This window comes from Pseudomonas citronellolis, assembly GCF_001586155.1.
In the GTDB taxonomy this organism is placed as follows: domain Bacteria; phylum Pseudomonadota; class Gammaproteobacteria; order Pseudomonadales; family Pseudomonadaceae; genus Pseudomonas; species Pseudomonas citronellolis.
Map to the genome: position 1 here is coordinate 1,363,881 of NZ_CP014158.1, position 13,628 is coordinate 1,377,508.

Sequence of the window (13,628 nt, forward strand, 5' to 3'; positions counted from 1 at the left end):
GCCGTGACCGCTTCCCATGGACATCGAACTGGCGCGCACCTTCCTGGAAATCGCCCGTGGCGGCAGCTTCGTCGCCGCCGCGCAGCGCCTGCACGTGACCCAGACCACGGTCACCGCGCGGGTGCACAACCTCGAGACGCAGTTGGGCTGCCGGCTGTTCCAGCGCAGCCGCGCCGGCGCCCGGCTGACCGATGACGGCGAGCGCTTCCTCGGCTACGCCAACCAGCTGGTGCAGACCTGGGACGCGGCGCGGCGCGACCTGCCGCTGCCGGCGGGCTACCGCGAGGTGCTCAACATCGGCGGCGAGCTGAGCCTGAGCAACCCGCTGATGCTCGCCTGGACGGTGCGCCTGCGCCAGCGCATGCCGGCCCTGGCCCTGCACGCCGAGATCGGCAGCGGCGAGCGCCTGCAGAAGCAGCTGGAGCTGGGCGTGCTCGACGCCGCGCTGGTCTACCGCCCGGACTACTGGCCGGGCATGCAGGTGGAGCAGTTGCTGGAGGAGAAGCTGATCCTGGTGCGCTCGACGCAGCAGCCGGAGCCCTACATCTACATCGACTGGGGCGAGGAATTCCGCCGCCAGCACGACGCCGCGCTGCCCGACCGGGCCCACGCCGCCACCAGCTTCAGCCTCGGCCCGCTGGCCCTGCAGCACCTGCTGCAATGCGGCGGCAGCGGCTATTTCCGCACGCGGGTGGTGCACAGCTACCTGCAGGCCGGGGTGCTGGAGCGGGTGCCGCTGGCGCCGGAATTCATCTACCCGACCTACCTGGTGTATTCCCGCGAGAAGGACTCGCCGGCGCTGCAGAACGCCCTGGCCATCCTCCGCGAGGTGGTGGCCGGGGACATCGACTGGTCGCAGCGCTGGGACTACGAGGCCTAGACCGCCACCTGCAGGGCGCGCTCGGCCTGCACCTGCGGCTGCAGCCAGAGGTGGCGGAAGGCGGCGATCAGGTCGGTCTGGCTGAGCATGCCGACCAGCCGGCCGGCGCCGTCGACCACCGGCAGGCAGTGGCGGCCCTGGTCGGAGAGCAGCTGGATCAGCTCCGGCAGCTGGGCGTCCTCGCGCAGCGATTGCACGCGGTGCGTCATCAGGTTGCCGACGCGCTGGCCGAAGGGCGAGCGCAGGCGGCGCTGGCCGCGGAACAGGTCGCTCAAGGTGAGGATGCCCACCAGGTGGCCGCGGTCGAGCACCGGCAGGGCCTTGAGGTGGTGCTTGTCGAGCAGGCCCCAGGCTTCCTCGATGCGCGCGTCCGGGCTGACCGAGCGGATATCGCGGGACATGATGTCGCGCGCGCGGATGCCGCCCAGCAGGCGTTCGCTGGCGTGCTTCTCGGCGGCCAGCAGCAGGCGTTCGAGGTCCTCGGGCGTCACGTCGACGAAGCCGCCGGCGCTGGCCAGGGCGCTTTCCAGGTCGTCGGCGTGCAGGCCCAGGCGCTCGCCGGGCAGCGGGTCGGCGGTCAGGTGCGGGTTGCTGGCCGGGACGGCGAGCTTGCGCGGGTAGGGCGCGCGGGTGAGGTTGTTGTAGACCAGGGCCACGCCGATCAGCGCCAGCGAGGCCACGCCTACCGGCAGCAGCAGGTGCAGCAGATGCTGGTCCACCAGCGGCCCGCCCACGGCCAGGCTGAAGGCCATGGCCGTGCTCGGCGGATGCAGGCAGCGCAGGCCGAGCATCAGCAGCACCGCCACCACCATGGACAGCGACGCCTGCGGCCAGCTGTGGCCGAGCCAGTGGCCGAGCAGCAGGCCCACCAGCGCGGCCACCAGGTTGCCGCCCAGCAGCGACCAGGGCTGCGCCAGCGGGCTGGACGGCACGGCGATGGCCAGCAGAGCCGAGGCGGCCAGCGGCGGGCCGATGCGCAGCATGGTGTCGACGCCGAACAGCCAGGCGCACAAGGGCATGCACAGGCCCAGGGCGAACCCGCAGCCGAGCACGGCGCGCAGCCAGTCGCGGTTGGACGAGGGGCCGGCGCAGGGCGCCAGGCGGTGCAGCCAGGCGCCGAAGGCAGCGGCTTTCATCGCGGCACCTCGCGGGAGGCGCCGGGAAGGGGGGCAGTCAATGGATGCATGTCACGCAGGCACCGCGCATCACGATTCCGGGCTGGGCCGGTCGGGCGGGCGCTTCCTTATGGTTGGTCGAGCGGCGTTCTGTCGCAGGGGCGAGGCCGACGGCCATCCTAGACAGCGTGACGATCCATATCCAATGAATGTTATTGCTGTTTGAGTGCAATATCGGTGAAGTGTGGGCTCGCCCGCGCGGGCCTCACACCGGCGGGAAGGCCTTGAACGCCTCCAGTGTCTCGGCATGGGCGGTCCAGTCGCGCAGGGCCGGGTAGTCGCCGGCGGCCACGCGCTCGGCGTGCACCAGCTGGATGAAGGTCCAGGCCACGGCGGCGCTCAGGCCGGCCTGGTCGAGGCGGCCGTCGCGCGGCAGCGGCTGCGTCAGCAGCTCCAGCTCCAGGCCCGCGCAGGCGGCGCGCAGCTGCTGGTCCACCCGGGCGTACCAGGCGGCGTCGCGGCGGACCTCGTCGCGCTGCAGCTCGTAGTACAGCTGCACGGCCTTCTCGCAGGCCGCCAGGGCCAGGCCCAGCAGGCGCGTGGCGCGCACCCGCTCGGCCGGCTCGGCGGGCATCAGGCTGCGCCCGGCCTGGTGTTCGGCCAGGTCGATGATCAGGCTCGAATCCATCAGCACCTGGCCGTCGTCCAGCACCAGGCTGGGCGCCTTGACCACCGGGTTGATGGCGCGGAACTCCTCGACGTGGCGAAACACCGAGAGCGAGCGGTGGCTGAAGTCGACGTCCAGCAGGCGCAGGCTGATGGCCACGCGGCGGACGTAGGGCGAGTCGAGCATTCCGATCAGTTGCATGGAGGCATCCTGTTATTGGAGATTACATGGGGTGGCCGGCCGAGAAGGCCGCATGGCTGCGCTGTTGTCGCTAAATCTAGCGGCTGGAAAGGCCGGAAAAAATCGACGATTTATAACTGCAAGGGTTAGCAGAACTTATATGAGCGCCTATCCACCCCTGTCCGCGCTGCGCAGCTTCGAGGCCGTAGCCCGGCTCGGCAGCGTGACCCAGGCCGCCGCCGAGCTGCACGTCACCCACTCGGCGGTCAGCCAGCAGGTACGCCAGCTGGAGGAACTGCTCGGCGTCACCCTGCTGCAGCGCGAGGGCCGCGGCCTGCGCCTGAGCGAGGAGGGCCGCCTCTACGCCCTGCAGGTGCGCCGCGCCCTGCGCGACATAGCCGAAGCCACGCGCCTGGCGCGGGCGCGGCCCAGCGAAGGCGAACTGGTGGTGGCGGTGCTGCCGTCCTTCGCCCAGCAATGGCTGCTGCCGCGCCTGCCGGGCTTCCGTCAGCGTCATCCCGAATACCGCCTGCGCCTGCTGGCCAGCCTGGAAGTGATCGACCTGCGCCAGGGCCTGGCCGACGTGGCCATCCGCATCGGCCAGGGGCACTGGGAGGGCCTGGCCCAGCAACGCCTGTTCGACGACGAACTGCTGGCGGTCTGCGCCCCGCACTTCAACGGCGGGCGCCTGCCGCGCACGCCGCAGCAGATCCTCGCCGGCCCGCTGATCCACGGCTTCGAGTCCTGGCTACCCTGGTGCCAGGCGGCGGGCGTGGCGCTGCCCGAAGGCGACGGCCTGTTCACCGTCAACGACTCCAACCTGGTGGTGGAAGCCCTGCGCCTGGGCCTGGGCATAAGCGTCGAACGCCGCAGCCTGGTGGCCGGCGCCCTGGCCCGCGGCGAACTGGTGCAACTGGGCGAGGTCAGTGCGCCCTACGCCTACCCCTACTGGCTGGTGTGGCCGCAGCGGGAGGAGACGCGGACCAAGGTGGCGGTGTTTGCCCAGTGGTTGGCGGAGGAGGTGGAAGAGTACCTGGGGCGGGGTGATTCGCGTCCATCGTAGGGCGGATAACCGTTCGCGGTTATCCGCCGTTTCACCCAGCTCATGCCCGGCTTCGCGGTCGAGCCCGGAGTGCCCGGAAGCAGGTGCTTCGTGGCCCAACCCGAAGCGCACCTGGGGTCGAGGTCAAACGGCGGATAACGCCGTAGGCGTTATGCGCCCTACGCCTGGCCCAGCCTTGGCGTAGGGCGAATAACCGTTCGCGGTTATCCGCCGTTTCACCCAGCTTATGCCTGGCTTCGCGGTCGAGCTCGGAGTGCCTGGAAGCAGGTGCTTCGTGGCCCGACCCGAAGCGCGCCTGGGATCGAGGTCGAACGGCGGATAACGCCGTAGGCGTTATGCGCCCTACGCCTGCCCCAGCCAAAGCACGCGCTTCGCGACACAGAACGTCGCCCCACCCCGATAAAATCCCCCCTCGCAGGAAAAACCCTCCCACCCCACCCCGGCTTCTGCTCAAATTGCCGGGCCCCCCGGCAAACCTGGAGAAACGATGAGCGAAGCCCTGAGCCCCGGCCTGATGGTCATCCACGGCAACCACCCCGAGGCGCTGCGCGACCTGCTGGTGGCCTGGATGGCGCGCTACCCGCTGGCGCCGCTGGAAAGCGAAACCATCCTGGTGCAGAGCAACGGCATCGCCCAGTGGCTGAAACTGGCCCTGGGCCGCGACGTCGCCGACGGCGGCTGCGGCATCACCGCGGCGCTGGACGTGCAGTTGCCCGCGCAGTTCCTCTGGCGCGCCTACCGCGGCGCGCTGGGCAAGGACCAGGTGCCGGAAGTCTCGGTGCTGGACAAGGCGCCGCTCACCTGGCGCTTGATGCGCCTGCTGCCGGCCCTCCTGGCGCGCGAGGAGTTCCAGGCCCTGCGCCGCTTCCTCGCCGACGACGCCGACCTGCGCAAGCGCTACCAGCTGGCCGAGCGCCTGGCCGACCTGTTCGACCAGTACCAGGTGTACCGCGCCGACTGGCTGGAGGACTGGAGCGAGCACCGCGACCAGCTGCGCACCGCCGGCGGCAACCTTCGCCCGCTGAACGACGACGAACGCTGGCAGGCCGAGCTGTGGCGCGCCCTGCTGGCGGAAGTGGGCGAGGACGGCCTGGCCGGCAGCCGCGCCGGCGTGCACCGGCGCTTCCTCGAACGCCTGCGCGAAGGCGCGCCGCCCAAGGGCCTGCCGCGCCGGGTGGTGGTGTTCGGCATCTCCGCCATGCCGGCGCAGACGGTGGAAGCCCTGGCCGCGCTGGCGCAGGTGGCCCAGGTGCTGCTGTGCGTGCACAACCCCTGCCGCCACCACTGGGCCGACATCGTCGCCGACAAGGACCTGCTGCGCCACGAGTACCGCCGCCAGCAGCGCCGCCCCGGCGTGCCGCTGCAACTGGACGACGACCTCCAGCACCAGTATGCCCAGCCGCTGCTGGCCGCCTGGGGCAAGCAGGGCCGCGACTACATCAACCTGCTCGACCAGTACGACAACCCCGAGAGCTACCGCAGCCGCTTCGGCGAGGTCAGCGGCGGGCGCATCGACCTGTTCAGCGAAGAGTCGCCGGCGCACCTGCTCGGCCAGTTGCAGGACGACATCCTCGAACTGCGCCCGCTGGCCGAGACCCGCGCGCAATGGCCGGCGCTGGAGCCGGCGCGGGACCGCTCCATCCGCTTCCACCTGGCCCACAGCGCCCAGCGCGAGGTGGAGGTGCTGCACGACCAACTGCTGGCGCGCTTCGACGCCGACCCCACGCTGCGCCCGCGCGACGTCATCGTCATGGTCCCCGACATCGACGCCTACGCGCCGCACATCCAGGCGGTGTTCGGCCAGCTCGGGCGCGACGACCGGCGCTTCATCCCCTTCACCCTGGCCGACCAGGGCCAGCGCGGCCGCGAGCCGCTGCTGGTGGCCCTGGAGCATCTGCTGCAGCTGCCCGACAGCCGCTTCGCGGTGAGCGAAATCCTCGACCTGCTGGACGTCGGCGCCCTGCGCGCGCGCTTCGGCATCGGCGAGGCCGACCTGCCGCTGCTGCAACGCTGGATCGACGGCGCCGGGGTGCGCTGGGGCCTGGACGGCGGGCAGCGCGAAGACCTCGGTCTGCCCGCCGCCGAAGAGGCCAACACCTGGCGCTTCGGCCTGCGGCGTATGCTGCTGGGCTTCGCGGTGGGCGAGGGCGAGGCCTTCCAGGGCATCCAGCCCTACGCCGAGATCGGCGGCCTGGACGCCGCCGTGCTCGGCCCCCTGGCCGGCCTGCTGCAACGCCTGGCCGAGGCCTGCGAGCGCCTGGCCGAGCCGGCGCCGCCCGAGGTCTGGCGCGAGCGCCTGCGCCAGCTGCTCGACGACTTCTTCCTGACCCGCGACGAGCACGACGAACTGCTGCGCCAGCAACTGCTGCAACTGCTCGAACGCTGGCTGGAAACCTGCGGGCGCGCCGCCTTCGGCGAACCGCTGCCGCTGTCGGTGGTGCGCGAGGCCTGGCTCGGCGGCCTCGACGCCGGCGGCCTGAACCAGCGCTTCCTGGCCGGCGCGGTGAGCTTCTGCACGCTGATGCCGATGCGCGCCATTCCCTTCCGCGTGGTCTGCCTGCTGGGCATGAACGACGGCGACTACCCGCGCCAGCAGCCGCCGCTGGACTTCGACCTGATGCGCAACGACTACCGCCCGGGCGACCGCTCGCGGCGCGAGGACGACCGCTACCTGCTGCTCGAAGCCGTGCTCTCGGCGCGCGACCAGCTCTACGTCAGCTGGGTGGGCCGCAGCATCCGCGACAACAGCGAGCGCCCGCCCTCGGTGCTGATCGGCCAGCTGCGCGACCACCTGGCGGCCGGCTGGTCGCTGGCCGGCCAGCCTGGCGACGGCAAGGCGCTGCTCCACGCGCTGACCACCGAACACCCGCTGCAACCCTTCAGCCGCCGCTACTTCGAAGGCCGGGGCGAGGGCGTCGACGGCTTCTACACCTACGCCCGCGAATGGCGCGAGGTGCACCGCGACGACGAGCCGGCGGCACAGGCCGAGGCGCCGCTGCCCGAACTGCTGCCGGACGCGCCCATCGGCCTGCGCGTGCTCGCCGACTTCCTCGCCAGCCCGGTCAACGCCTTCTTCCAGCAGCGCCTGAAGGTGCGCTTCGCCGAGGAAGACCTGACCGGCCACGACGAGGAAACCTTCGCCCTCGACGGCCTGCAGGTCTGGCAGCTGCAGTTCGAACTGTGCGAGCGCCTGCGCCCGTGGATCGAGCAGCACTGGGCCGACGGCGAACTGCCCGGCCGCATCGAGGGACAACTGGCGCGCCTGCGCGGCGAGGGGCGCCTGCCGCTGGCGGCCTTTGGCGCCTTCAGCGCCCGCGAGTTGAGCGCGCCGCTGGGCGAACTGCTGACGCGCTACCGCGAGGAACTGGAGCACTGGAGCGAGGCCGAGGAAGGCCAGCGCGAGCTTATCCACAGCCATGCGGCCAGCGGCGTGGAGCTGGGCGACTGGCTCGGCGGCCTGCGGCGCAACGCCGAGGGCCAGTGGGCCAGCGTGCAGCTGGTCAGTGGCAAGCTGCACGAAGGCCGCGGCTACAAGTGGCACAGCCTGGTACGCCACTGGGTGCGCCACCTGGGCCTGCAACTGTGCGGCGCGCCGGTGCGCAGCCTGCTGGTCAGCCAGACCGGCACCCTGGAACTGCCGCCGCTGTCCGTGGACATCGCCCGCGGCCACCTGGACGCGCTGATCACCGCCTGGCTCGAAGGCCTGCGCCGGCCGCTGCCGGTGGCCTGCAAGGCGGCCTTCGCCTGGCTGGGCGCCGCCGGTGACGAAGCCCGCGCCGCCAGCGAGGCGGCCAAGCGCTACGACGGCGGCTTCGGCAGCAGCGGCGAGGCGGCTTCCTCGCCGGCCCTGGCGCGGGTCTACCCGGACTTCGCCAGCCTCAACGCCAGCGGCGAATTCGCCACCTGGGCCGAGAACCTCTACGGCCCGCTGTACCAGCTGTTGCAACGCCGCGACGACGAGGAGCAAGGCCAATGAGCCGCGAACTGCGCGCCCTGGAATTCCCCCTGCACGGCAGCCGCCTGATCGAGGCCAGCGCCGGCACCGGCAAGACCTTCACCATCGCCCTGCTGTACCTGCGCCTGGTGCTCGACCACGGCGGCGAACTGGCTTTCGGCCGGCCGCTGAGCCCGCCGGAAATCCTCGTGGTGACCTTCACCGACGCCGCCACCCAGGAACTGCGCGAACGCATCCGCGCGCGCCTGGGCGAGGCCGCCAGCTGCTTCGCCGAGCCGGCGCTGCAGCACGACGCGCTGCTGGTGGAGCTGCGCGCCAGCTACCCGGAGCAGCGCTGGCCCGGCTGCGCGCGCCTGCTGCGCCTGGCCGCCGAATGGATGGACGAGGCCGCCGTGTCGACCATCCACAGCTGGTGCTACCGCATGCTCCGCGAGCACGCCTTCGACAGCGGCAGCCTGTTCACCCAGGACCTGATCACCGACCAGAGCGAACTGCTCGCCGAAGTGGTGCGCGACTACTGGCGGCGCAACTTCTACCCGCTGCCGGCGCCGGCGGCGAAGGTGGTCGGCGACATCTACAAGGGCGGCCCCGAGGCCCTGGCGCGCCTGCTGCAGCCCTTGCTGGCGCAGCAGGAGGCCGGCTTCCGCTATGCCGACCAGCCGCTGAGCGCGCCCGGCTCGCTGCGCGAGCTGCTGGAGGAAACCGGCGCCTTCTACGCGCGCCTGGACGAACTGGAGCAGCAGGCCCGCGCCGCCTGGGCCGCCGACGCCCAGGGCCTGCGCCAACTGCTGATCGACCTGCGCCCGCAGCTCAACGGCAACAGCTACCGCAACAAGGACGACGACGCCGTCTTCGAAGGCTGGCTGCAGGCGCTGGAAGCCTGGAGCCTGGGCGGCGTGGCGCCGGAAAACCTCCACCGCTTCGGCCAGACGCGGATCAAGGTGAAGGGCAAGACGCCGGTGCCCGAGCACGCCGCGCTCCAGGCCATCGATGCCTGGCTGGAGGCCGCCGAGCAGCAGCCGGACATCGCCCCGCAACTGCTGCTGCACGCCCTGGGCGAAGTCAGCCGCGCCCTGGAGGCGGAGAAGCAGCGCCGCGCCGAACTGGGCTTCGACGACCTGCTGGCGCGCCTGGACCGCGCCCTGGCCGGCCCCGGCGGCGAGCACCTGGCCGAGCGCATCCGCCTGCAGTTCCCGGTGGCGCTGATCGACGAATTCCAGGACACCGATCCGCTGCAGTACCGCATCTTCGAGCGCATCTACCGCATCGCCGACAACCCTAGGGATTGCGGCCTGTTCATGATCGGCGACCCCAAGCAGGCGATCTACGCCTTCCGCGGCGCCGACATCCACACCTACCTGCGCGCCCGCGCCGCCACCGCCGGGCGCCACTACACCCTGGGCACCAACTACCGCTCGACCCTCGCCGTGGTGGAGGCGGTGAACCACTGCTTCGCTTTCGCCGAGGGCCACGAACGCGGCGCCTTCCGCTTCGCCGCGCAGGGCGACAACCCGGTGCCGTTCCAGGCAGTGGCCGCCAAGGGCCGCGACGAGCGCCTGCTGATCGACGGCGAGGAAGCCGCGGCGCTGACCCTCTGGCAGCTGGAGAACGACGGCCAGGTGGTCGGCAGCCGGCTCTACCGCGAGCAGATGGCCGCCGGCGCCGCCAGCGCCATCCGCCACTGGCTGAGCCTGGCCCAGCAGGGCCGCGCCGGGCTGTACCAGGCCGATGGCACGGGCCGCGCGCTGCGTCCGGCGGACATCGCCATCCTGGTGCGCGGGCGCAGCGAGGCCGAGGCGGTGCGCGCGGAACTTGCGGCGCGGCGCCTGGCCAGCGTCTACCTGTCCGACCGCGACTCGGTGTTCGACAGCCCCGAGGCCGGCGACCTGCTGCACTGGCTGCGCGCCTGCGCCGAGCCGGGCAACGACGCCCTGCTGCGCAGCGCCCTGGCCACCCGCACCCTGGGCCTGGGCTGGCAGACCCTGGAGCGGCTGAACCAGGACGAACAGTTCTGGGAAGGCATGCTCATGCGCTTCCGCGACTACCGCAGCCAGTGGCAGCAACAGGGCGTGCTGCCCATGCTGCGGCGGCTGCTGGCCGACTTCGAACTGCCGGCGCGGCTGCTGCGGCGGGCCGACGGCGAGCGCAGCCTGACCAACCTGCTGCACCTGGCCGAATGGCTGCAGCGCGAGGCCGCCGAGCTGGACGGCGAGCACGCCCTGCTGCGGGTGCTGGCCGAGCAGCTGGCCAGCCCGTCGAGCGAGGAAATCCTCCGTCTGGAAAGCGACGCCGACCTGATCAAGGTGGTGACCATCCACAAGTCCAAGGGCCTGGAATACCCGTTGGTGCTGCTGCCGTTCATCTGCAGCTGGAAGGAGCTGGACGGCAAGAGCCAGACGCCGCCCAGCTTCCAGGGCGAGGACGGCAAGGTGATCGAACTGGCGCGCGGCAAGGACCTGGCCGAGGCGGCCTACCGCCTGGCCAACGACGAACGCCTAGGCGAGGACATGCGCCTGCTCTACGTGGCCCTGACCCGCGCCCGCCACGCCCTGTGGCTGGGCGTGGCGCCGCTGGTGGCGGGCAACGCGAAGAACCCCGAGCTGCACAAGGGCGCCTTCGGCTACCTGCTCGGCGGTGGCGCGGCCATCGCCCTGGACGGCTTCGCCGGCTGCCTGCAGGCCCTGGGCGGCGGCTGCCCCGGCATCCGCATCGAGCCCGTGCCGGCGGTGGACGCCACGGCCTACGACGAGGCCCGCGCCGGCCTGCTCGGCCAGGCCCGCGAGCCGCAGCGGCGGGTGGCGGAGAAATGGTGGATCGCCAGCTATTCCGCGCTGGCCACCCTGGACGCCGAAGGCGACGCCCCGGCACCGGCCAGCGAACCCATCAGCGCCGAGGAAGCCACCCTGCGCGAAGGCGACGCCGACAGCGCCGCGGCCGAACTGGCCCAGGCCGCGCCGGCCGCCGGCAGCCTGCACGCCTTCCCGCGCGGGCCCAACCCCGGCAGCTTCCTCCACGGCCTGCTGGAATGGGCCGCCGACGAGGGCTTCGCCGCCGTGGCGGAGCAACCCGAGGCGCTGCGCGACCTGATCGCCCGGCGCTGCCAGCTGCGCGGCTGGGAAGCCTGGATCGAGCCCCTGGCGCAGTGGCTGCCGGCCTTCCTCCAGGCCGAACTGGCGGTGCCCGGCGCGGCGCCGGTGCAACTGGCGGCGCTGGCCAGCTACCAGAAGGAAATGGAGTTCTGGTTCGCCGTGAAACCCACCGACAGCACCCGCCTCGACGCCGCAGTGCGCGCCCACGTGCTGCCCGGCGAGGCGCGCCCGGCGCTGCAGCCGACGCAGCTGGGCGGCATGCTCAAGGGCTTCATCGACCTGGTCTTCGAACACGAGGGGCGCTACTACGTGGCCGACTACAAATCCAACTGGCTCGGCCCCGACGCCGCCGCCTACACCGCGCCGGCCCTGCGCGCGGCGGTGCTGGAGCACCGCTACGACCTGCAGTACGCGCTCTACCTGTTCGCCCTGCACCGCCTGCTCAAGGCGCGCCTGGCGGACTACGACTATGACCGCCACGTGGGCGGCGCGCTCTACCTGTTCCTGCGCGGCGGCGAGCACGGCGTGTTCCACGAATGCCCGCCGAAGGCGCTGATGGAGGCGCTGGAAGCGCTGTTCAGCCAGCACGCCGAGGAGGTGCCGGCATGACCCGCGAGCAACTGCTGGAACTGCTCGGCCAATGGGCCGGACGCGGCTGGCTGCGCGAGCTGGACCGAGCCTTCGCGGCCTTCCTGGTGGAACAGGCGCCCGACGCCGAGCCGCTGCTGATCCTCGCCGCCGCCCTGGCCAGCCACCAGCTGGGCCGCGGCCACGTGTGCCTGGACCTGGCCGCGACCCTCGCCGACAGCCGCTTCGCCCTGTCGCTGCCGCCGGACGGCGAACTGGAAGGCACGCCGCTGACGCTGCCCGGCGAACTGCTCGACGGCCTCGACCTGGCCGCCTGGCAAGCCGCCCTGGCCGACCCGCGCCTGGTGGGCGAGGGCCCCGGCGCCACGCCGCTGGTGCTGGCCGGACCGCGCCTGTACCTGCGCCGCTACTGGCAGTACGAACGCGAGGTGCGCGCCGGCATCGACCAGCGCCTGGCCCGTGGCGAGGCCCTGCGCGCGGCGCTGCCGGCGGATGCCCTGCGCCAGGCCCTGGACGCGCTCTTCCCGAAACAGGCGAATGCCCCGGCGGACTGGCAGAAACTGGCCTGCGCCCTGGCCGCCGGCAACGCCTTCGGCATCGTCACCGGCGGCCCCGGCACCGGCAAGACCACCACCGTGGTGCGCCTGCTGGCGTTGCTGCAGAGCCTGGCCCTGGGCGGCGAGGGCGGACGGCCGCTGCGTATCCGCCTGGCGGCGCCCACCGGCAAGGCGGCGGCGCGGCTCAACGAATCCATCGCCAACGCCGTGGACCGCCTGGACCTCGGCGCCTTCGCCAACGGCGAGCAGATACGCCAGCAGGTGCCCAAGGAAGTCACCACCCTGCACCGCCTGCTCGGCAGCCGCCCGGACAGCCGCCAGTTCCGCCACCACCCCGGCAACCCGCTGGCGCTGGACCTGCTGGTGGTGGACGAGGCCTCCATGGTCGACCTGGAAATGATGGCCGCGCTGCTCGGCGCGCTGCCGGACAAGGCGCGGCTGATCCTGCTCGGCGACAAGGACCAGCTGGCCTCGGTGGAGGCCGGCGCGGTGCTCGGCGAACTGTGCAGCCGCGCCCGCGAGGGCCACTACCGTGCGGCGACCCGCGACTGGCTGGAGGCGGTCAGCGGCGAGCAGGTCGACGACGACCTGCTCGACGCCCACGGCCAGCCCCTCGACCAGGCCGTGGCCATGCTTCGCCACAGCCACCGCTTCAGTTCCGCCAGCGGCATCGGCCAGCTCGCCGAGGCGGTCAACGCCGGCGACGTGGCGGCCATGCGCGCGGTCTGGGAACAGGGCTACGCCGACCTGGCGCGCCTGGCCCTGGACGCCCGCGACGACCGCGGCCTGCGCGAACTGGTGGTGGAAGGCGGCGGCCGCTACTTCCTCGACGCCGCCGCCCGCCCGGATGTGGCCCCGCCCCAGGGCTACCGCCACTACCTGCAGGTGCTGCGCGACACCCGCCCGGCGCCGGACGCCGCCCAGGCCGAGTTCGACGCCTGGGCCGGGCGCGTGCTCGCCGCTCACGGCCAGTTCCAGGTGCTCTGCGCCCTGCGCCGCGGCCCCTGGGGCGTGGACGGGCTGAACCTGCGCATCGCCGACCTGCTGCAGGACGAGGGGCTGATCCAGCCCCACGGCGGCGCCTGGTACCTCGGCCGCCCGCTGCTGGTCACGCGCAACGACTACGGCCTGGGCCTGATGAACGGCGACATCGGCATCACCCTGGCGCTGCCGCGGGAGGAGGGCGGCGAGCGCAGGTGGCCGCTGCGGGTGGCCTTCGCCGACGGCCGCGGCGGCATCAAGTGGGTGCTGCCCAGCCGCCTGCAGGCGGTGGAAACGGTGTTCGCCATGACCGTGCACAAGTCCCAGGGCTCGGAGTTCACCCACGCCGCCCTGGTGCTGCCCGACGCGCTCAACCCCATCCTCACCCGCGAGCTGGTCTACACCGGCATCACCCGCGCGCGCAGCTGGTTCAGCCTGGCCTGCGCCGGACGTGGCCAGTGGGTGCTGGAGGCGGCCATCGAGCGGCGGGTGCAGCGGGCCAGCGGGTTGCTGGAAGCTTGAGGGGCAAAATTGCGATAGGCATCACAATTAG

General features: G+C 72.2%; 7 protein-coding genes. 5 read left to right on the forward strand and 2 right to left on the reverse strand.

Annotated elements, in window-relative coordinates; translation table 11 throughout:
- Positions 1-16: 16 nt before the first annotated feature.
- Positions 17-880, forward strand: coding sequence for a LysR family transcriptional regulator (locus PcP3B5_RS06230; RefSeq protein ID WP_043272399.1), 864 nt, complete (start codon positions 17-19; stop codon positions 878-880).
- On the opposite strand, the gene PcP3B5_RS06235 is transcribed toward PcP3B5_RS06230, so the two are convergent.
- Positions 877-2,016 carry an HPP family protein gene (locus tag PcP3B5_RS06235; protein WP_058488632.1) on the reverse strand — a complete coding sequence of 380 codons (1,140 nt, stop codon included), beginning with the start codon at positions 2,014-2,016 and terminating at the stop codon, positions 877-879. The two genes, PcP3B5_RS06230 and PcP3B5_RS06235, sit on opposite strands and share 4 nt — an antisense overlap.
- Positions 2,017-2,260: 244 nt before the next feature.
- Complete coding sequence (locus PcP3B5_RS06240; protein ID WP_061560803.1) at positions 2,261-2,863, reverse strand: glutathione S-transferase family protein; 603 nt, start codon at positions 2,861-2,863, stop codon at positions 2,261-2,263.
- A 139-nt stretch (positions 2,864-3,002) separates the two neighbouring features.
- Between PcP3B5_RS06240 and PcP3B5_RS06245 the strand changes: the two genes are divergently transcribed.
- The 4 genes from PcP3B5_RS06245 (at position 3,003) to recD (ending at position 13,597) form a co-directional block, all read left to right on the forward strand.
- Complete coding sequence (locus tag PcP3B5_RS06245; RefSeq protein ID WP_061560804.1) at positions 3,003-3,905, forward strand: LysR substrate-binding domain-containing protein; 903 nt, start codon at positions 3,003-3,005, stop codon at positions 3,903-3,905.
- A 487-nt stretch (positions 3,906-4,392) separates the two neighbouring features.
- Complete coding sequence (recC, locus tag PcP3B5_RS06250) at positions 4,393-7,881, forward strand: exodeoxyribonuclease V subunit gamma (RefSeq protein ID WP_061560805.1); 3,489 nt, start codon at positions 4,393-4,395, stop codon at positions 7,879-7,881.
- Entirely contained in the window at positions 7,878-11,558 is a 3,681-nt protein-coding gene (recB, locus tag PcP3B5_RS06255; RefSeq protein ID WP_061560806.1) for an exodeoxyribonuclease V subunit beta, read from the forward strand. The genes recC and recB overlap by 4 nt, the downstream gene beginning before the upstream one ends.
- Positions 11,555-13,597 (forward strand): exodeoxyribonuclease V subunit alpha, encoded by a 2,043-nt coding sequence (gene recD / locus PcP3B5_RS06260; protein WP_061560807.1) that lies wholly within the window; start codon positions 11,555-11,557, stop codon positions 13,595-13,597. Before recB ends, recD begins: the two co-directional genes overlap by 4 nt.
- Positions 13,598-13,628: the final 31 nt, after the last annotated feature.

What these genes read in the sequence shown, in the direction of transcription:
- PcP3B5_RS06230 (WP_043272399.1), top strand. Translation starts at nt 17, where the DNA reads ATGGACATCGAACTGGCGCGCACCTTCCTGGAAATCGCCCGTGGCGGC.
- PcP3B5_RS06235 (WP_058488632.1), bottom strand. Translation starts at nt 2,016, where the DNA reads ATGAAAGCCGCTGCCTTCGGCGCCTGGCTGCACCGCCTGGCGCCCTGC.
- PcP3B5_RS06240 (WP_061560803.1), bottom strand. Translation starts at nt 2,863, where the DNA reads ATGCAACTGATCGGAATGCTCGACTCGCCCTACGTCCGCCGCGTGGCC.
- PcP3B5_RS06245 (WP_061560804.1), top strand. Translation starts at nt 3,003, where the DNA reads ATGAGCGCCTATCCACCCCTGTCCGCGCTGCGCAGCTTCGAGGCCGTA.
- recC (WP_061560805.1), top strand. Translation starts at nt 4,393, where the DNA reads ATGAGCGAAGCCCTGAGCCCCGGCCTGATGGTCATCCACGGCAACCAC.
- recB (WP_061560806.1), top strand. Translation starts at nt 7,878, where the DNA reads ATGAGCCGCGAACTGCGCGCCCTGGAATTCCCCCTGCACGGCAGCCGC.
- recD (WP_061560807.1), top strand. Translation starts at nt 11,555, where the DNA reads ATGACCCGCGAGCAACTGCTGGAACTGCTCGGCCAATGGGCCGGACGC.